This is a genomic window from Undibacterium sp. Jales W-56 (assembly GCF_025548535.1).
Classification (GTDB): Bacteria; Pseudomonadota; Gammaproteobacteria; order Burkholderiales; family Burkholderiaceae_D; genus Undibacterium.
The window spans coordinates 223542-243670 of the sequence record NZ_JAJLQW010000003.1; the positions used below are offsets into that span (position 1 = coordinate 223542).

Genomic DNA, 20129 nt, shown 5'->3' on the forward strand with positions numbered 1-20129 from the left:
TCAAAAAAATACGATAGTTCAATCACATGAACAGCCGATTCGATTCAACGTCCCTAGGGCCTGTCCGCATTTATCCTATGTTGTCCACTTTATTGAACAACTGTTCCAACATCAATCCATCCATAAAGAATTTGGTCGCCCAATTCGGATAACGGTAAGTCATATAGCCGCCATTGATCGGGTGTGAACCTTTCATCGCACCGCGCACATGCATATCGTCTGTGCCCAGATTTTGAATGCTCATATTGAACCGGTTGGCTTTTTTTGCATACGCGATTAATGCAGTTTCGCCCGTCAACTGCGCCAAGCGCAACCAGTTAATCGCCATTTGCGAATTCCCCGTCACACAGCTCCAACTCACAGCAGTCTGCCATTGCGGCGTATAAAACGCGTTCAGCGCACCATCCTCGCGTTGCCGGGCCGCGACCGCTTTGGCCATACGCACTGCGCGTTCGATATAGTCTTGTCGTCCGGCGGCTTCACCTACCTCCAGAATGCCGCGAATCGAATAGGCGATCGTATGCGTCAATGCAGTCTGATCCTGGTTGTCGGACAAGCAGTTATCTGGCAACCAGTCATTCGCATGCGCACGCGCCAGCGTCCATTCGACATTCGCAATCGCCGCTTCCAGATAACGTACATTGCCTATCGCCTCATATGCCCGGACTAAACCGAATGCCGAACGGGTGTTGTAACTATTGAGTTTGGATGTCGTAAATGGCGATGGAAAACGACGCCAGGCGCCATCTTCATCCTGCGCCGCAACCAGCCAATCGGCAGCCCGTGCCAGCGCAATACGGAAGCGCTCCTCACCGGTTTCCAGGTAGGCCTTCGCCCAGCCAAACAAGGCTTGCCCTGTATTGAAAATAGTCGGTGCCACGATCTCTGCATCCATCGTACCTGCGCGCACGCCGCCATCGGGTAGCTGTATATCGCATTCCCACTCGGTCATTTTGCGGGCGGCTTCTGCATACTCAGGTGCGTTGTAGTGCCGGGCATAATCGTACAGCGTGGGAATCACATAACCCGTTGTTTCCGGATAAGAGGCCAGCCATTTGTTGGCGCGGATATCGTAGCTATGCGCAACGCCATCGTCAGCAGTACCCCTTTGCGCCTGCAATAACCAATCTGCGGCGGCCTTTAAATGGGTCTCTATCGATTGGGGAGGGAAGACGCTCATGCCCAACTTATCTTTCACCAATTGCTTAATATGATTCATTCTCTCGTTCCTGATTCTTATATCTGGTCGTATCACTCATCTCTGCCATATCCCAATGCCGCTGGCTACTTGTCGCCGATCATGGCGAAAATCGTTGCATGACCCTGTCCCACATGAAATAGACCCAAGGCAGAGGGTCGCTCCAGCGCCAATACGCATCAGCTACCGGCAGCGACTGTGAGCGCTCATCGACGACGTGGCCGCCCTCTTCAAATGCCCAGCGATCCGATTGCGGATCGCGCCAGACCATCGCTTGTTGCGCCGGTTCCGCTTGTTGCGCCGAAACAGGCGGCAAGCCGTTTTCATACAAATACGCAGCCAGCGGTATATTGACGCCGTTCAGCGTCGCGACTTCCTCCTGAAAATCGGTGCGCGCCACCGTAGGCTCTATCATATAAAACTGACCGTCACGCTCATCGCGCTTGTACTCCATGCTGCCCATGCCGGTGAATTCGACCTGGTCGAAGAACCTCTTGGTTTTCTCAGTCAACTCCTGATCGTATTCCCAGGCGGCGGTGCAACTCGCCGTACCGCCAATCCGGATTGGCCATGAGCGGATTTTTCTGCCGGTGAAAGAGGCCACCAGTTCGCCTTGCTTCCCCAAATACTGCAGGCAAAAATAAATCTCGGAATCTTTACCCTCTATCCACTCCTGTACCACCATATCTGCCAGGACCGGATGTATCTCTAAATATAAGGTCCGCAACTCCTCGGCAGAAAGCACCTTATATGCCTTCTTAAAGCGCGCGCCGTATGCATAATTTTTTTCACTGGGCTTTAAGACGCAGGGAAACTTCAATTGCGCAGCCTGCGCCAGATCATCCGGGCTTTGCAGTCTGATGGTCTTGGGAATAGGCGCATGGTTCGCCTCGGCCAATTCTTGAAATCCTTGCTTGTGCATCAGTGCCATCAAGCGCTCATGTTGCGGCAAACGCAGCCGGAAGGCGGCACTCAACTGATCGCGATATCCGGATATCGTCCGGACGGTTTTTTCCTCGGTGGCGAACAGCATCAATGGCACGGAGTAATCACGGGCAAATGCCAGCAAACGATCGACCAGGGCCTGGCCTTCCAGTGTCGCTATGTGGATTTTCCTGCCATAACGGGACAGCATCGCCGGCGACTTGATATCGCTATCCATGACAAGCACAGCAACGCCAGCGCTACCCAGGCTGCGCACAATCCCGAGGGCATTGACGCCGCCGCCGAGAACGACTGCTGGCTGGTCCGATTTGTAGTGTGGCATCATTTTATGTAGGTTCTGTGTGGCGAATGAAAGGCCAGCGGTTGAGTCGCGTTTCTGCAATACCTAAATCGATTAAGGTTTGACGGATTTGTTCTAAGCCTTTTTTATCCAGATACACAATCCAGAAAAAATAACTGAGCACGCCACTGGCGATCTCCAGGGCAAGCAACGCAGGTACCGACGGGATGGAAGAGATCGCCAGTTCGCGCACCGCCAGCACGATAGCGCCCATTGCGACGGTACCCGATAATACTGGCCACAGGGTGCGGTAATAAGTCAGCATGGGCAGACCGATAATTTTGCTGACGTCGCTCAGCAGTTTGATCGACAGTAAGGGATAGATCAGCACCCAGACGATGGACACGCCCCGCAATCCATCCAGCAGCGCACCGGCGACCACGCCCAGCAGCATCACGACACTGCAGATCGCAGTGTAGGCAGAAAGTTTTTTCGCATTCCCGGTGCTGGTCAGCACTTGTGACAACAGAGGATCCACCGATTTAATCAAGCCCATCAGGCACAGCGCGCGAAACGGTATCAGTACATCGATCCAGTCCGGACCGAGCAGCACTGTAATTAATTCATGCGCACAAACCAGCATCCCGATGAGCACCGGATAAGTGACATAGGCCACGCCACGCGTCAGCTTCAGCATGACCGAAGAAAGTTCCGCAAGATTATGCTGCAACTTGGAAAACAAGGGCGAAGCGACATTAATCACCAGAGTCGTAATTTGCGCGCTGGGCAAGGTTGCCAAAGAAAAAGCCATATCATAGATCCCCAGCGATTTCGCACCCAGCATCTTTCCGACGATCGCTTTATCGGCATTGGTGTACAGGTACCAAAAAATCCGCGTGCTCGTCACATGCAGGCCATACATCACCAGATTGCTGGCTTCACGTATTCCATAGGCACCGCGCGGACGCCAGGATGACAGCAAAAAGAAACCCGCGCTGGTCACCACACTTGCCGCCACGAAGCCCCATACCAGGGACCAGACCCCATGACCCAGTAATGCCAGCACCAGGCTGACAATACTTTGTATCAGGGTCGCCAGAATATTCACGCCGGCGATCGCTTTAAACTGCATCTCTTTGCGTAAGAACGCCATCGGCACCGTACTGAACGCGCCGAAGATGAAACCGCTGGCTAACACCGAAATCATCTTTTGTAGCTGGGGATGCTCGTAAAAATCCGCAATCACACCGCTCGATGCCACCGTGATGCACACCAGAATGCTGCTGACCATGAGCGCGATCACGAAGCAGCCATTTACCTCCGTGGTCGTCAATTCAGATTTTTGGACGATGGCTGAGCCTATACCGACTTCATTGAAAAATCCGATAAAACCAATCACAATCATCGCAATCGCGATCAAGCCATAATCAGCCGGACTCAGGATCCGCGCCAAAATCAGGGTGGTCGCTAGCGAGATGATTTTGCCCATCGCACTGCCTAGTCCCAGATGTCCCATTGCCCGGATGGTTTTCGAACGTAATTCGCTACTCATGGACGCGGCTTTTCATGATGATGACTGTGCTTGATTGCATCGCTTGGCTCATCGCTTAGTGATGATGCGACATCATCAAAACAGCGTCGCTGATACTTTCACTCGCTTCTTCAAAAAGCTGCGAAAGCTGGCGTGCCCGATGTTTGCGGGACGATGCGGATACCACGGCATCGCTGGCAACATGCGCTTGTCCGGAATAAATTTTTCCGATGAAGCTTTGTAATGCCTCGGTAATTGCTTCTACCGAATTCATCGCCGCCAGATCCTGAAAACCTGCCGCATTCAATACGCTTGCGGTATCGCCCGCCGGATCCAGCAAACCGAAAATCGGCTTGCGTGCGCGGAAATACTCATAAATTTTTGCCGGGATCTGGCGATTGAAAGGCGTGCCCTGGAACAGCAGCAAGCCATCCACCTCCAGCATTTCGGCAAGCGCTTCGCGATAAGGCACAGGATTGGCGACACGCACTATTCCCACCAGCTCGTGCTGCTGTATCAGCGCCTGGAAATGGGCATCGTCGCCGGGTGCGCGCAAAATCACTTCGAAATTATGTTGATTCAGCAAACCCCTGGCTTTCAAGGCGGCAATCCCGGCAAAAAACGCACTGGGATCGCGGCCTTCCGTGTAAAGCACGCCGCTATGCAGCAGGGTGATTTTGCCGCGGCTGTTGCTTGTCGGTTTTAGTGCCGCAGCGGCCTCTGCCGCGGCAAAGCCATCTTCATCATAGCCATTTTCGATGACCATGAATTTTTCCTGCGCGACTTCGGGAAAGCGTTTTTGATACGAACTTAATGCACTGTGTGTGGTGAACATCACTTTGGTGCAGTGATACATGGTCTGGCGTTCTATCCAGGCATATATTTTTCTTTGCAATGGACTCTTGGGATAATCGGATTGCAGCATAGGATCACGAAAATCCGCAATCCAGGGCAAGCCCGTCAAGCGTTGCAAACACAGTCCGATCAGATGCGCAGTCGAGATAGGGAAGGTCGACCAGATCACTTTAGGCCGGTAGCGACGGATCAGGTAGAGACCAACCGGCACCGCCGAGAACAGCCATGAAATCCAGCGATCCGGCAAGGCGATGATTTCGGGGTAGCGTCCGGCAATACCGAGATGGCGTTTGGCATCGAGAGCATAAGCCCGCTTGACGATGGTATCGGCTGGCAGCTGATTCAGCTGGGAAGAATTTTTCTGCTCATAAGCCATCGGATCGGCGGATAAGACCATCGGCTCCCAGCCGCAATCAGGCAAATTCCTGGTGAAACTCAGAGTGCGTTGTATGCCGCTGCTCGCCGATTGCGGCGGAAAATGAAAGGCGACCAGCAGGGCACGTTTTTTCACGCGGTGAATGTCGCGATCACCGTAAGACCCAAAGCCTGCGAGCCAGCGCAGTAAACGCAGCTGGAACAGGAAGGGCGTCACATCCCATGGACGGCTACGGGGAATTTGATAAAAATCATCGCTCTTCGACGCGGAACCAAGCGCGGTCGTGAAGGCGGCAACATAACCGGCATCCTGCGCCATCGCCAGATGACGCGCGTCGAAATCCTTACCCACTTTGCCGTTCGGATAAGCGAATAGTCGCAACGGTTTGCCGACGATATCTTCCAATACTTTTTTGCAGCCGGCAATCTCATGGCGGGCCACGTCGTCATCCAGCTTGGTCAGGATAGGATGGGTAATCGTGTGTCCGCCGATTTCGATCCCGGCTTGCGACAGGTTAACGAGCATGTCGCGCGTCAGCATCAGGCCTGGACTGGATTTATCGCCCGTCAGTTTTTCCAGTTGCAGAATGACGTTTAAGCGGTCTTCTGAAGACAGGTATTTGGAGCCGTCATTAATCTTCTTGATCAATTGCCGGCGGTCGGACAGGCTATGCAGGGGATGCATGCCCATACCGATTTCCTGCAAATCCAGCGCGCCGTCAGGTACGCGGCGGATCGCCTCGATAATGCGGTCATTCCACATATTGCCTTCGCCCAGATACGCGGTCGTCACAAATACGGTGGCGGGTAAATTGAATTCCTTCAAGATGGGCAAGGCCAGGTCATGCGTAGACCTATAACCGTCATCGAACGTAATGCACACGGCACGCGGCGGCAGCCGGTCTTCTTTCATGGCGAGCACCGCGTCATGCAAAGGCAATACATTGAAGTGCTCAGCCAATACCTTCATCTGCCAATAGAAAGTGGTGACGTCCGGCTCGGTCTCCAGCAAGGGATCGGCGCAGGCGAGGATACGGTGATAAGTGATGATGCAGACTCGTCCCTGCTTGCTGAGGCGAGCAATGCTGTCTCCGATACTTCGAATGAATACAGAGGTAAGGAGGCCGTTCTTGGTACGCGCAGTCATGTAAGTGCAGCCCCGCTAGTCAAGCATGGAGAGTATTTTGGCGAAACCTGACGGTATTCACACCCTGGATAACAGATTTATTTGCAAAATGATATGGTGACGTAATGTTACAATAAATGCACGAAAATTCATACACTCAGTATGCGACCGGGGCTGCAATCGGTATCGTTTCTGACGGCAAAGATACATTCTGCTGCCGCAGTTCTTCATCCTTGATGACTGCAGGCAAGATTTTGTATTCGAGAACGATCACCACCGCAAACAAGGCGTAGATCATGTCGAAGTAGGCGAAACTCAGCGCCGCGCCGCCGATCGCATACGCAAAGATGGATAGCCTTAGCATGGTGGCGAGATTGAACAGCCATTCGGGTCCGTTGGCTTCCCTGGTTTTTTTGGCGACGCGACCGGCGTTTAAAAATGACAGCCCAAGGATAGACGTAAAAATAATCAAACCACCGAAGCCATGATCGCCGAGCACCTGGAAATAGATACTGTGGGCAGCCCGCGACAAGAAAGGATTGGGAACCGCCGAGCCGGTGTAGAAAAACGAATACAAACCGAAATCCTGGGACAGGGCATACCAGATCTGACCGTTTTCCAGGGCTTTGAAGCCGCCGCCGAACAAGGGATTTTTAGCCGCCAGGATAAACGACAATTTCCAGGCAATCACCCGTCCCATGAACGACCCGTCCTCACTGGCATTGCTGATCGTATCCATACGCGAAAACCATTCGGCAGGAATCAATCCCACCATCGCGCTGCCGATACAAACGAACAGGAAAGCGAATAACAGCTTTCTTTTACTCTTGATAAACAAGTAGCCGCCCACCGACGCCAGCGCAATCATGCCGCCGCGCGAGCTGGTACCGATAATCGCGGTCACCACCAGCACAATCAGGCCAAGCAAGCCGACTTTAAGTATCCAGGATTTTTCTCCATACTCAGCTAGCAGGTAGAAGCAGATCGGCAGCAACATCGCCATCGCCAGCGACAGTTCGTTACGGTCGCCCAATACATGCCCTGCCATGCCTTCAATATTGTGCGCGCCGCCGCTTGCAATATATTTCAGTCCTTCAACTCCGGCATAAAAGCCGACGGAAAAGATCAGGCACCACATAAAGAAATCAATGTGCAATTTCTTTTCCATGATCAGCAGGACGAATAAGAACAGCGCCAGCACCTTGGCTAGGCGGCCCCAAAAATCCCAGGTGACTTCGGCGATACCAACACAAAAAATGCTGCTCAGCGTGGTCCAGATAAAAAATAAAAGAACCAGGCCGGCGACGCCAGTGAGTTTTACCTTGGGCTTGTTTTTCGACAGGAAGAAAATCGCGATCGTGAGGGCTGCGAATAATAAGTTGTAGCGAATGCCGGTAGCCATGCCATACACCCAGCCATTCGGATTGAACAACGCAGTCCAGATCCATAAACCCAGGCCGATGAACGGGCGCTGGAAGATGGCATATACCAGGAGCGGCAAGATCGCCAGTAAAAAAATATCACGCATGCAGCTCTCTATTCAATCCGATTGATGGCTTGATCGTCGGCCTGATCAACCTGATCCGCCTCCTGCTCGGCTTTATCCTGACGAATGGCCCAAAAACACAAATACACCAGGGCTAACAGGTTGATGCTCCAAAGTGCGCTTTCCACGGTGCCTCCTTCCTCAGATAGCTGCCATTGCCTTATTCGTTGCAGACAGGCTGGGGAAATACGACTGACATATATACTCCCCTTTATTTTTAAATTAAATTGCCGTATCCGCACTATTTATATACGCATCAAAAATATACTTAACCCAGTATATGCACATAAGCTGCATTGCTTGAGAGCGCTTAGCAACGCTGCAGAATCTGTCTGAACAAGCTCAGTTGCCCTTGCGTGGTTGCGTCCCAACTGAAATTTTCGGCATAGCGACGCGTTGCTGCACGATCCGGGTAATGCTCCTGCAAGCGGCGCACCGCCTGCACCAGACTGGCAGGCGTGCGCTCTGCCATCAGCACTCCGGCTTCTGGTGCCGCAACCACTTCCGGCGTACCCCACACGGTACTCGCCACCACTGGCGTGCCGCAGGCCATCGACTCCAATAAAACGTTGGCCCAACCCTCGCGCTCAGAAGCAAGAATCATAGCATCGGCAGCAGCGTAATACGTTCTTAATTCATCTTGCCGCAGAGCACCTAGAAAGCTGACTCGGGCGCTGACATTCAGCCCGCGCGCCAGACTTTCCAGAGACGCTCTCAATGGGCCGTCACCCGCAATCAGCAATCTCATTTCCGGCAATAGCGGCAACGAGCGGATGATCAATTCATGCCCTTTCACAGGCACCAGATGACCGACCGTCAGCAGGGTAAACGACGTCAAGCCGAGCGCCTGGCGCGTGAGCGCTCTATCCACGGGACGAAACAACTGCAAATCAACGCCGTTGCGTAGAGAAACAATTTTTTCAGCACTTACCCCCAGACGGATCAGCTCGTCTTTTAAGGCATCGCACACAGTGATTACGCCGCTGGCATCGGCAGCCGCCTGGAGTATCAGTTTTCTGGGGCGCGGATAAGCCGGCAATAGAGTAATGTCAGAGCCGCGTGCCGTAATCACGACGGGTTTATTGAAGTATTGCCCCAATCTGGTCGCAGCGACACCGTCGGGATAAAAATAATGCGCGTCGATCAGATCAAAATCGTCGCCTTCATCGAGCATGCGGGCAATACAAGGTCTGGCGGCCAGCGCCAGCATCTGCGGTGCGATATGCATGCCCACTTTGGGCGGTAACAAATAACGCGGATGCTCGACGCGGATACCAAAGCGATTTTCACGCTCAGGCACTTGGGCAAAACTCGCATACTGACCGAACATACGATGCGTACCGGGGAACCACGGCACCGGCGCTACCACCCGCGATGTCGCCAGCCCGCTCGCCAGTAAATGGCGCAATCGGGTCTCGACAAAGATGCCGTGGCCTGGTCGCTGCGCATTGGGAAATAAGGTACTAAAAGTTAATAAACGCATCGGTTCTCTGTCTTGCTAAAGCGGTGGCGTCCACTTTTAGTGGTCTAGTGGTTTATTGCCAGGAAGAAACGGTAATTCGTGCGTTCACCGACATATTATTTTAGTATTAAATTATAAACAAATATGATCTGGTCCGGTGAATTTATATACGAGGCGTTTCATGAGCAAAATCATAAACAAAATTATGAATAGGGCTTACGCAAAAAGCAAAACCTCACGCCATAGAGACACGGAGGCACAGAGAAAAAGAAAGAGGAAAGACTTCATGGGGCATTGATATTAAACGGATCCGCAAGCTGGGTGCGCCTGTTGGCACGAAATGCCTCTGAAAGCCGCATCCAGCATGCGGTTTCAATGTAGATGATGGCAAGAAATTTATCGTTTTGCGTAAGTTCTAATGAATGCGATCGTGAATAAAATAATGGCATGCAAGCACACTGTGCTTGCATGCCATCCGAGGTGGGAGCCTTGAAATTAACGCGGAACGACGGCGAACTGTGGATTGGTTGAATAATCCGGCTTGACGGTCCGGTTCATGAATACTTTCCAGGCGTCCACGCTGCCTGCTACCCCGGCATCCACGCTATAAGCAAGCGCCGGTTGCATATTCGACGGGAAGCCCTCGGTGCCGTAAGCATAACCGGTCATTTCACCGACCTTCAATCCCAGATTGGCCGCCATCGCCGGACTGTTGCAGGCCAGTGCGGTGAGGGTTGCCGGGCTACTCGCGAGGTAAGCTTGTCCTAAATTGGTGTAGTAACTGCTGGTGGACGAATCCCTGACGTTCATGGAATAAATCGCCCCCAGTATCCAGCAATACGCTGGGTCGTTCATGCGACTGACGGGGAACTTCGCCTTCCATTTCAGCAGCGGCAATGCTTGCGTGAAGCCAAGCTCGGCTGCGCGTCCCGCCGCCGAGGTGAAGAAATCATCCATCCAGGGCGCGATGCCTCGTTTTTGATTGTATTCGGTCGAATACAAATCGAAGATAGCGCCTAAGGTATTATCGGGTTTGGGATTGTTGGTGTAGGCGTTGTTATACCAATCTAAATTGGTCGCCAGAAAAGTGGCGAACTGGCTCTTCAATGCATCTTTATCAGGCGTGATAAATGTTGCTTCGGCCAAGGTACGCAAAATCCAGGCTTGTCCGCGTACCGGCGTACGGTTAAATAAACCCTTGATGTTATCGCGGTAGCCGGGATTGCTCTGGAACAGGTTCCACATGGCCCAGAACTGGAGTTCTTCCAGATGGAAATAATCGCCCGTCACCAGGTAAGGCAAATAAGAAAACGAGGGCTCATGATTGGAATCGGCGATATTCGGATTCGTACATACGCCGCCGCAGGCCGGGAAGGCTTCGAGCTTTTTGGTCGCAGGATTGAAGGTATCGCCGGAATTACCCAAGATCGTCATATACGGATAATCCAGCAAACTGATTGGCCTGTCGGTATTCTTATCGCGGTAGTGCATGGACCAGCTACCTGCCAGGTCCGCCGTGCCCAAGGTCGCCAATTTGGCCTCTTTATCCATACTCAATAAATAGCTGGCAGCCCATCCCGGCATCAGGCCAATGTCAGGTCGCCCGCCAGGACTTGGCATCGAGGGCAAAGCCATGCCATTACCCATAGGCTCTATTGCCGCGCCAGCGAATCGCGTTCTGATTGCGGTAAACGACGAGTATGAAAATACGATGCTCTGATCGTAATTCGGTACTGCTTTTGATCCGATCAGGTAGGCGGTATTGTGACGAATATGCGTTGACGGCTCGCCCCCCCACCAGAATATTTTGCGCCAGCGGGCATGATGATAATGCGTTAATGCCGGCTTGGTATACACGGTTTGACCGGCGATCTTAATTTGGGCGTCATACGTTAGATTTTGCGGAGCCGGCTCATAGGCCCAGTTATTTTCCAGGGTAAGATCGACCCTGGCCTTATTTTGCCCGGTGTAAGAGCGAATCGCAAAGCGCGCAGTCAGATGCGGGTGCTCAACCCCTTGCGCCGTCTTCAGTGGCGCAGAGACCAGCCATTCATTGACGACAGGGCCAGCCAGCCAATGAGTATATTTGCCCGCTTTAAGCAGTTCGTCAGCCGATGCCGAATAGCTTAACCCCGCAATCGTTACATTAGCGGAAGCGCTGAAACCTGCTGCCAGCAAGGCCGATGGCGTGCCGGCAACGGGTATCGCATTGGGTGCGGTACTTTTCAGCAAACTGATCGTCTCAATCTGGTCTATCCCCAATTTGGGTAGTACGCCGGAAACCACCGCGTGCCGCCATGAGCCATCCTCATTATTCGCCTTCAGATCCACCTGTAGCGGCAGCACGCTGCCATCGCTGAGCCTGGCGCTGATACCGGTTGACGCCGGCACGTCGCCTTTGGCAAATACCTGGCCAAAAGTCACAGGGACATTGCTTTGAGCGGCGCCGCCGATGCTCTGCACCTTGACCGAGGTAATCAAACCGACTGTGGCATCAGGAGTCGTGACCGGAGGAGCGGGCGTTGTCGGCACATCGGGTGGCGTGCCGGTAATCGGAGGAATAGAGGAGATAGGTGGTGCCGGACTCTGCGGTGCAGAACCAGAAACGGCCGTGCCCGCGCCACCGCAGGCAACCAGGGCCGACATCATGAACAGACATAACATCCGAGATGCGTTGATTCGTTTTAGGGCGACAAGATATTCTGGCGTCTTCATAGGAGCTGCTTTACGAGAAGGAAACATTAACACCTAGTTAGCATAGTTGGCGCCGGATTGATGTCAATGGCTTCTTGTCCCAGTCGATCGATAGCGGCAAAACAAGAGATTGATCTCCACGGCGGGAAACATCTGGAGTAACTTTTGTGCGATAGGAATAGTTAACGGTCCGGTTCAAGAATATTGCAGCAGAGTTACAAAATAGTTGGCTTAGACCAATATTTCTAGCGGTCGTGCATGACCCAAAAAATCATTAGGACTTGCCGTTAATCCGTAGGCGCCAGACTGAAATACCGCGACCAGATCATCCCTATCGGCTTGCGCAAGCGCCATTTGATCCGCCAGCAAATCAAGCGGCGTACACAAAGGACCGGTGATGGAAGTAACTTCTGTTACATCCGGATACATTTTCGTGGCAATAACGACAGGATAATTTTTACGTATCACTTGCCCCAGATTGCCGGATGCCGCCAGATGGTGATTCATGCCGCCGTCGGTGATTAAAAAAACTTGTCCGCGCGATATTTTGCGGTCCACGACCCGCGTAATATACACACCCGCCTCGCCTACCAGATAGCGCCCCATTTCGGTCGCTATACGCGTGCCGGGCATGCGCGTCGCCAGTTGAGCAACCCAGTGATGCAAATGCTGGCCGATGGGGGCAATATCCAAGGGCAACTCGCCAGGGAAATACGGAATGCCAAATCCGCCACCGATATTGATCAATTGCGGCGCGTGCGGTGCGTGTCCGGACAACTGCAGCGCCAGTTCAAAGGTCTTGGCCTGCGCCTCTATGATCGCTTCAGCTTTTAAATTTTGCGAACCGCTATAAATCTGAAAACCATGAAAATGCACATGCGCCGTAGCCAGTTCTTTCAACAAAGCCGGAACCAGCTCTGCATCAACGCCAAACTGTTTAGCGCCGCCAGCCATTTTCATGCCCGAGGACTTCAACTCAAAATCCGGGTTGACCCTGACCATCACACTAGCCTGAATACCGCAGGCCTGTGCCAAACGATCGATCCGGCGTAGTTCACCCGAAGATTCCAGATTGATGACGATGCCCGCGGCGATAGCCTGGGCCAATTCGGCGTCCGTCTTACCGGGTCCGGTAAAGTTGATCTTTGCAGCGGCTGTCGGCGTATCCAGGGCGATTTTTAACTCGCCGCCAGACGCCACATCCAGCCCATCGACCAGGCCCGCCATGTGCTGCACCACGGCAGGCATAGGATTGGCTTTGAGCGAATAATGCAGCAATACCTGTTGCGGCAAATGCGCTCGCACATGCGCGACTCTGGCAGTCAGCGCCTGCCTGTCGTAAACAAAGAAAGGGGTGCTGCCAACCCGCTGCGCCAATCGACGGATCGACATGCCGCCCAGTTGCAATTCGCCATCGATTACTGCGAATTGGGTTTGCGTCGCGTGTACAGGCTTGGCTGGCTTCATTTAGATACCGATACGAAAAGGTCGTGAAAGCGTGACTGCAACAGCTTACGGTCTATCTTACCATTCGGATTCCGCGGCAAATTGTCGTCAATAACGGCGATATGCGATGGCATCATATAAGCTGGCAAGCAACGCTGCGCTTCTTTACGCAATGCCTCTATATCGAGGGCTCCTGGCTCATCCGCTTGAATCACCAGCACGATGGCCTGCCCTAACTCTGGGTGTGGGACACCGATCGCTGCCACTTCGCTCACATGGTTGAAACCGGAGATGACTTCTTCGACCTCAGTCGGACTGATGCGATAACCCGACACTTTGATCATATCGTCTGTTCGCCCGATGAAATACAGATAGCCCTCCGCATCGCGCCGCACTGTGTCGCCTGACCACACGGCTATTTCCGGAAAAACCAGACCAGAAACAGCGCCGGGAATCGGCCGGAAACGCTCTCGCGTTTTTTCTTCATCGTTCCAATAAGCTTGCGCCACTAAGACCCCCCGATGTACCAGCTCGCCTGCTTCATCAGCGGCGCATTCGCTGCCGTCAGGTCTGAGTACCAGGATTTCCGCATTGGGGATCGCTTTACCGATCGAATCCGGCCTGCTATCGAGCTGATCCGGCGCCAGGAAAGTTGAGCGGAATGCCTCGGTCAGCCCATACATAAGGAAGATGTCCGTCTCAGGCAAAATTTGCCGCAAACGGCTCAAGGTTGCGCCCGGCATGGCGCCGCCAGAATTCGTGATATACCGCAAGCTCGACCTGTCTGGCCAGCGCTGCTGCGCGAGCTGCAGCCATAATGGGGGAACGGCCGCGAGTCCGGTAATCCGTTCTTCCGCAAGCGCGTTGAGAATATCCCGCGGCATTAAATAGTTCATCAACACGACGCTCGCACCGACCAAAAAAGCAGTCGTCAGTTGACTCAGTCCATAATCGAAACTCAGGGGCAAGACCGACAATATCCGGTCGGAAGCGGTGTTCTGCAAATACTCTGCAACGCTTTGCGCTCCCGCAAGCAGATTGCGGTGGGATAAGACCACCCCTTTGGGTTTGCCCGTACTGCCCGATGTGTACAGGATCGCTGCCATGTCGCTATCGATACTGCGGCATCTTGGCGCGACAGGCAAAGATTTTACCTTCAGCAAATCCTGCCAATACACGACATGGCAATGGAATGTACTGGTATCGGGTTTGGTCGCACCAACGATAATCAAGGTTTTCAGTTCATGGCAATCATTCAAAACGGGTGCCAGCGCGGCACAACGCTCGGACGAGGTCACCAGAATTTTGACATTGCAATCTTGCAAGATATAGGCGACCTGATCGGCCTTTAATAAAGGATTGACCGGGACGAAGACGGCACTCGCGGCAGCCGTAGCGAACAGCGCCACCACGTTCTCAATACGTTTTTCGAGGAAAACAGCGAGCCGGTCGTGCCGCACCAGATCTAAGCCTGGCAAGGCCTCGGCTACCGTATTGACCTGTTGTGCAAGATCCGCATAGCTGAGCCTTTGTCCCTGATAACACAAGGCTTCAGCATGCGGCGTGCGCTGTGCTGCGTGCAAGATCAGTTCATGGACAAGATGACTCATAAGCTCAATTGATCAGCCACAAAAAGGAAGGCATTTGATGTGCGCCCGCGCCTATTTAATCGCGTGACGATTCATCAAATCGTATAGGGTAGGGCGGCTGATACCCAAGAGCTCTGCGGCTTTAGCAATATTTCCATCCATCCTGGCAAGCGCTTTCACCACAGCCTTATGCTCGGCCTCTTCACGTATCTGACGCAGATTAATCGGTGCTTCTTCTACCGGTTCGGACGACAAACCCAGATCGTCGGCGGTAATCTGCGGACCATCCGCCATAATCACTGCACGCTTGATGCAGTTTTCCATTTCGCGTACATTGCCGGGCCAGGTATGGCTTTCAATCACTGCCAAGGCATCCTGGCTGAAATTCAAACCGGGACGACCTTCTTTGGCATTGAATTTATTTTTGAAATGATGCGCCAGCAAGGCTGCGTCGCCGTCACGTGCGGCGAGCGGCGGTATATTGATGACGATTTCGCTGAGGCGATAATACAGATCCTCGCGGAACCGACCGCTTGTGGTTAACTCCTTGAGATTTTGATGCGTCGCGCAGACGATGCGCACATCGACTGGAATCTCTTTATGTCCGCCGATACGCTCGACAACCCGTTCCTGCAAAAAGCGCAGCAGTTTGGCTTGCAAAGGCATCGGCAAATCACCCACCTCATCGAGGAAAAATGTCCCCTCGTTAGCCAATTCAATTTTGCCTAAATTCTGTTTCACCGCTCCGGTAAAGGCGCCTTTTTCGTAACCGAATAATTCGCTCTCCAATAAGTTTTCCGGGATCGCTGCGCAATTGATTGCCATGAAGCGCTTGTCTTGCCGCGGACTCAATTGATGAAGCGCGCGCGCCAATACCTCCTTGCCTGTGCCGCTGTCGCCCAATAACATGACGGAGGCCGAAGACGGCGCCACTTTTTCAATATTCCGGCACACCTTGAGCATGCCAGGGTCACGGCTGATGACGCCCGACATCGGTGAAGCTGCCTGCATTTGCAGCATGCGTCGATTATCTTGTTGCAGCGCATGTAAATAAAACGCCCGCTCTATGACTAAACCCAGCATCTCAGGTTCGAACGGCTTTTGATGGAAATCATAAGCCCCCAGACCAATCGCTTTTACGGCGTTTTCTCTATCCTGATTACCGGAAAGTACAATCACCTTGGTGTCCGGTGCCAGCGACAGGATTTGCTGCAAAATCGCCAGCCCCTCGGTCGCACCGTCGGGATCCGGCGGTAAGCCAAGATCCATCGTAACGACGGCTGGCTCATGGCGACGCACCAGCGCTAACGCGCTCTCTCTATCTCCGGCAACCAGGACTTCATATGCGTCAAAACTCCAACGCAATTGTTTTTGCAGCCCAAGGTCATCTTCAATAATGAGCAACTTTTTCTTTTCTTGGCTCACGATGTTACCTTTTGTGTTTGAGCATCATGCAATGCAGGTATTGCATCTAAAACATAGCAGGGCAAAATAATCTTGAAACTCGTGCCAACAGAAACACGGCTCATGATTTCCAACCGCCCGCCCAATTCATCTATATATTCTTTAGTTTCGAAAACCCCGATACCCATGCCGGCGACTTTGGTTGAAACAAAAGGGCTGAAGAGTTTGTCGCGAATGAATTCTTCGGACATGCCAATGCCCGTATCTTTTATTTCTATCACTGCCTGATGGTTTTGCTGCGAGAGTTTGACGTTGACTTCACCATGCTTAGGCGTCGCCTCAATGGCATTTTGAATCAGATGTCCAATCACCCGCTCCAGTCGCTCCCAATTGGCAAAAACTTTTACATCAGGGCTATCGATCTCTAATCCTGGCGTCGGCTCGTAAGGAGATTTGGAGTCCACCGCATGTCTCAATAATTCCGCCAGTGAAATCGCCACCAACTTATCAACCGATGCGCCTCTGCTTAATTTTTGTAGCAACACCTTCATCTTTTGTACCGAATGATCGATGGTATCGACCATATCTTTTTGAAACTCTGGATTGTCTTTATGCTTTTCTGCATTCGATAACAACAAAGATAATTGCGCTACCAGATTTTTCAAATCGTGCACCATGAATGTCGACATACGATTAAACGATTCAAACTGTCTTGCCACCATCAATGCATTCGCCGACTGCTCTTGCGCCAGATAGCTAGCCGCTTGTACCCCGGCGATTTTCAGCAAGTCCAGCACTTCCCAGTTCAATTTGATTTTGCTGCGGGCTTCCGCCAACAAAATAAATCCGAATAACTTGCCATTTAAAATTAATGGCAATACTAGCCAGGCTCTTACATAATTTTGCAGCCATTCTGGAATGGCAACTTCCGCGTAAGGATTGGTTTGATCGTTGGCCTCAGACAAGTCAACGACCCATTGTTTTTCTTCAAGCAACTTACTGAAAGCACTATTAACCGGTTCAGCCGAATGACCTAAAGGCATATTCCAGTTATTCGCCGGCTCACACAGCCCGGAATCACGCTTGATGAACAAAACACCCGCAGGGCTCTCAACCAGACTCGCCAAGGCGCGGATAACCCGCTCGCCCAAATCGTCACCGCCGATAGACAGCGTCCGGGTAAATCGCATCCATTCTTCTCTGTAATCGTAATTATAGTTGTAAAAATGCTTACTTATAAAAACTTTCAGCCATGCACGCACCGAACCGGAAAATAACAGCACGACTAATAAGATCACCGCGCCAAATAGGAATGCCACTTGCATGACAGTCCCCCAATTTCCGCCGAAGAACCGCAAGTAATATCCGGCTGCGGCCATCGCCAATAAATAAAATGCAGCGCCAAATAAGGTGGCCGAATGGAACAGCATACGGCGGGAGACGAGAATGCCCAGAGACCATTTTGGATTACGTGCGACGGAAATGGCAATCAATGGGACACTGATTGCATCAACTAATCCGCGTGCCGCCCAGATCTCAGGATTAATCGTGCGAAATAACATGGCGTCGCTGTACAGATAAAAATCGTAAGCGAACAGGCCGCCGATACCGAGGCACGCGAACTTGATTCCCCACCGCCCTTGATCCGACATGTTTCTAAAGAACTGCTCTACCAGGAGCAGGCCTATGACGGCTAATGCGACCCGGCCAAATGTGTCGGTGATCAAGCTGATTTTTGCACTAGCTGGATTATTCGCGGTGGAGTGCGCATAGACGGTAGCAAAAAACAATCCCATCAAAAACATCAGGATTGCTTGTTTATAGGGCTTGACCTTAATCCAGGCGAATACGCTACCGGAAGTTTGAGGATTAAGAAGTATTAATAAGAAAATAATCCACACGGCGCTGCGTGCAATTTCCAACGCATTCGCGAAGGTGGATAATGGCAGGCCAAACACTATGTGAAATGCGAGCGTTGCCGCCCATGAGGTGGTAATGATACAAGCTGCGACGAGCGCTTTCCAATGAAGTCGCCCTCGCCATTTTGTCATCAAAACGACAGACAAAAAAAGAAACGCTAACGCTGCAACAAGATAGCTCAGTGAAACAACGCTAATCAGCATCTCTTCTACTTTCTGCAAGCGAGCATTATCTAGCTCCCTTACCCAATAAAACAACCTGCACTGTTTCCAGCAAAATTAAAGCATCTAAAAATAAGCTGTTATTTTTCACGTAATACAAATCGTATTGGAGCTTCTGCACAGAATCTTCCACCGAAGCGCCGTAGGCGTAGCGCACTTGCGCCATCCCTGTGATGCCCGGCTTGATACTATGACGCATATTATAAAAAGGAACTTCTTTACATAACTGATCGACGAAAAACGGCCGCTCCGGGCGCGGCCCTACAAAACTCATTTCTCCGCTTAATACATTGAGTATTTGCGGCAGTTCATCGATGCGGAGATTGCGTATTACTTTTCCAACGCGGGTCGTGCGCGGATCATTATTGGCCGCCCATTGCGGACTCCCCGCTTTTTCTGCGTTGATGCCCATACTCCGGAATTTCAGCACCATGTAGGTTTTGCCGTTTTTCCCAACCCGCTCTTGTTTATAAAAGATCGGCCCGCGATCCTCTATGTAAATCAACATCGCGGTCACCAGCATAATGGGGGAAGACAGCAAAAAAATGATGGCGCTGACCGTCAGGTCAAATATTTGCTTACCGAATCGTCTTAAAAAACTTTGATTGAATCCATCGCCAAAAACCAGCCAGCCTGGCTGCAAGGATTCAACACGAATCTGGCACGCTTCACGCTCAAAAAATGCTGATGCATCAATCACTTTCACACCATTTAATTTGCAGTCTAATAAATCATCAATCGGAAACTGCGCACCGCGACGATTTTGCACCGCCACTACGATCTCATCCGCATGATATTTTTCCGCGACTGAACTGAGGCTCAATTCCGATGATAAAAGATGGGTGGCCGGTACTTGGCATATTTCATCTTTTACTGAAACAAATCCCAATATCTCATATTCATGGTGAGCCGTATTAGTCAATGCCAGCTCGTAACATTCTTTGGCCAAAGAACCCGAGCCCAAGAAAATAATTCTTGACCGCAATAGACCTGATTCAGAAGTTTTAAAAATAAGCGCCCTGGCCGTTAAAATTCCTATGGCGGTGATCACCAGAACAATACCCAGGACGCCTCGACCGAGAAATAAGCTAGGCAACACATAAAAAGTGAGGGTAATTAAAATGAGCGCCAGCGCCAAGGACGGCATGAGCCGTAAAAAAGTATTTCTAATCCCCTCACGGAAATTAATCTGATACATCCCCAAGGCGCTCATACTAAAAATAACGATCGATGCTAATACCAAGGCCGTACCGAAGAAATTTTCAAATTTTTCGGAAAAAGGGAACGCACTGTCTAATGCGCGGATCATGGCACCCAGGTAAACAGAAGCGAGCGCAATACTGAACTCAATCAATAGAAGAATTGATGTGATCAGCGATACATGATGATTGGCAATCCTGAACATCGGCACTCCACGACCAGGCAAATAATTTTTATTGTAAAAATAACATTCTTTGTATGACAGAATACTATATTTTTGATAATTTTCACAGTGCTTAATTCGACTTGTTTTAACCGCCGGAAAATAGCTATTTCA

At 51.6% G+C, this 20129-nt stretch carries 13 protein-coding genes; all 13 read right to left on the reverse strand.

The annotated features are described in order from the left end of the window. Positions 1–70 precede the first annotated feature (70 nt). A complete protein-coding gene (locus tag LPB67_RS10185; protein ID WP_262837059.1) occupies positions 71–1219 on the reverse strand; it encodes a beta-L-arabinofuranosidase domain-containing protein in 1149 nt (382 codons plus the stop codon). A gap of 79 nt (positions 1220–1298) precedes the next feature. Beyond that, a complete protein-coding gene (locus LPB67_RS10190) occupies positions 1299–2468 on the reverse strand; it encodes a carboxylate--amine ligase (protein WP_262837060.1) in 1170 nt (389 codons plus the stop codon). A gap of 1 nt (position 2469) precedes the next feature. Beyond that, positions 2470–3975: a lipopolysaccharide biosynthesis protein gene (locus LPB67_RS10195; protein WP_262837061.1), complete on the reverse strand. Its 1506-nt coding sequence runs from the start codon at positions 3973–3975 to the stop codon at positions 2470–2472. A 55-nt stretch (positions 3976–4030) separates the two neighbouring features. Continuing rightward, positions 4031–6331, reverse strand: a complete 2301-nt coding sequence (locus LPB67_RS10200) for a polysaccharide deacetylase family protein (protein WP_262837062.1) — start codon at positions 6329–6331, stop codon at positions 4031–4033. 136 nt (positions 6332–6467) lie between these two features. Continuing rightward, complete coding sequence (locus LPB67_RS10205) at positions 6468–7838, reverse strand: putative O-glycosylation ligase, exosortase A system-associated (protein ID WP_262837063.1); 1371 nt, start codon at positions 7836–7838, stop codon at positions 6468–6470. Positions 7839–7846: 8 nt separating this feature from the next. After that, positions 7847–7984, reverse strand: a complete 138-nt coding sequence (locus LPB67_RS10210; protein ID WP_262837064.1) for a hypothetical protein — start codon at positions 7982–7984, stop codon at positions 7847–7849. Positions 7985–8166: 182 nt separating this feature from the next. Next, positions 8167–9339 (reverse strand): glycosyltransferase family 4 protein, encoded by a 1173-nt coding sequence (locus LPB67_RS10215; protein ID WP_262837065.1) that lies wholly within the window; start codon positions 9337–9339, stop codon positions 8167–8169. A gap of 474 nt (positions 9340–9813) precedes the next feature. Further along, a complete protein-coding gene (locus LPB67_RS10220) occupies positions 9814–12033 on the reverse strand; it encodes a hypothetical protein (protein WP_262837066.1) in 2220 nt (739 codons plus the stop codon). 210 nt (positions 12034–12243) lie between these two features. After that, positions 12244–13479, reverse strand: coding sequence for a pyridoxal-dependent decarboxylase, exosortase A system-associated (locus tag LPB67_RS10225; RefSeq protein WP_262837067.1), 1236 nt, complete (start codon positions 13477–13479; stop codon positions 12244–12246). Then, positions 13476–15068 (reverse strand): acyl-CoA ligase (AMP-forming), exosortase A system-associated, encoded by a 1593-nt coding sequence (locus LPB67_RS10230; protein ID WP_262837068.1) that lies wholly within the window; start codon positions 15066–15068, stop codon positions 13476–13478. The genes LPB67_RS10225 and LPB67_RS10230 overlap by 4 nt, the downstream gene beginning before the upstream one ends. A 51-nt stretch (positions 15069–15119) precedes the next feature. After that, entirely contained in the window at positions 15120–16472 is a 1353-nt protein-coding gene (gene prsR, locus LPB67_RS10235; protein WP_262837069.1) for a PEP-CTERM-box response regulator transcription factor, read from the reverse strand. Continuing rightward, a complete protein-coding gene (prsK, locus tag LPB67_RS10240; protein ID WP_262837071.1) occupies positions 16469–18574 on the reverse strand; it encodes an XrtA/PEP-CTERM system histidine kinase PrsK in 2106 nt (701 codons plus the stop codon). Before prsK ends, prsR begins: the two co-directional genes overlap by 4 nt. 25 nt (positions 18575–18599) lie before the next feature. Continuing rightward, positions 18600–19997 (reverse strand): TIGR03013 family XrtA/PEP-CTERM system glycosyltransferase, encoded by a 1398-nt coding sequence (locus tag LPB67_RS10245; RefSeq protein WP_262837072.1) that lies wholly within the window; start codon positions 19995–19997, stop codon positions 18600–18602. Between the last annotated feature and the right edge of the window lie 132 nt (positions 19998–20129).

Coding starts and splice junctions, on each gene's coding strand:
- LPB67_RS10215 (WP_262837065.1), bottom strand. CDS start 9,339: ATGCGTTTATTAACTTTTAGTACCTTATTTCCCAATGCGCAGCGACCA.
- LPB67_RS10220 (WP_262837066.1), bottom strand. CDS start 12,033: ATGAAGACGCCAGAATATCTTGTCGCCCTAAAACGAATCAACGCATCT.
- LPB67_RS10230 (WP_262837068.1), bottom strand. CDS start 15,068: ATGAGTCATCTTGTCCATGAACTGATCTTGCACGCAGCACAGCGCACG.
- LPB67_RS10195 (WP_262837061.1), bottom strand. CDS start 3,975: ATGAGTAGCGAATTACGTTCGAAAACCATCCGGGCAATGGGACATCTG.
- prsK (WP_262837071.1), bottom strand. CDS start 18,574: ATGCTGATTAGCGTTGTTTCACTGAGCTATCTTGTTGCAGCGTTAGCG.
- LPB67_RS10225 (WP_262837067.1), bottom strand. CDS start 13,479: ATGAAGCCAGCCAAGCCTGTACACGCGACGCAAACCCAATTCGCAGTA.
- LPB67_RS10205 (WP_262837063.1), bottom strand. CDS start 7,838: ATGCGTGATATTTTTTTACTGGCGATCTTGCCGCTCCTGGTATATGCC.
- LPB67_RS10200 (WP_262837062.1), bottom strand. CDS start 6,331: ATGACTGCGCGTACCAAGAACGGCCTCCTTACCTCTGTATTCATTCGA.
- LPB67_RS10245 (WP_262837072.1), bottom strand. CDS start 19,997: ATGTTCAGGATTGCCAATCATCATGTATCGCTGATCACATCAATTCTT.
- LPB67_RS10185 (WP_262837059.1), bottom strand. CDS start 1,219: ATGAATCATATTAAGCAATTGGTGAAAGATAAGTTGGGCATGAGCGTC.
- LPB67_RS10190 (WP_262837060.1), bottom strand. CDS start 2,468: ATGATGCCACACTACAAATCGGACCAGCCAGCAGTCGTTCTCGGCGGC.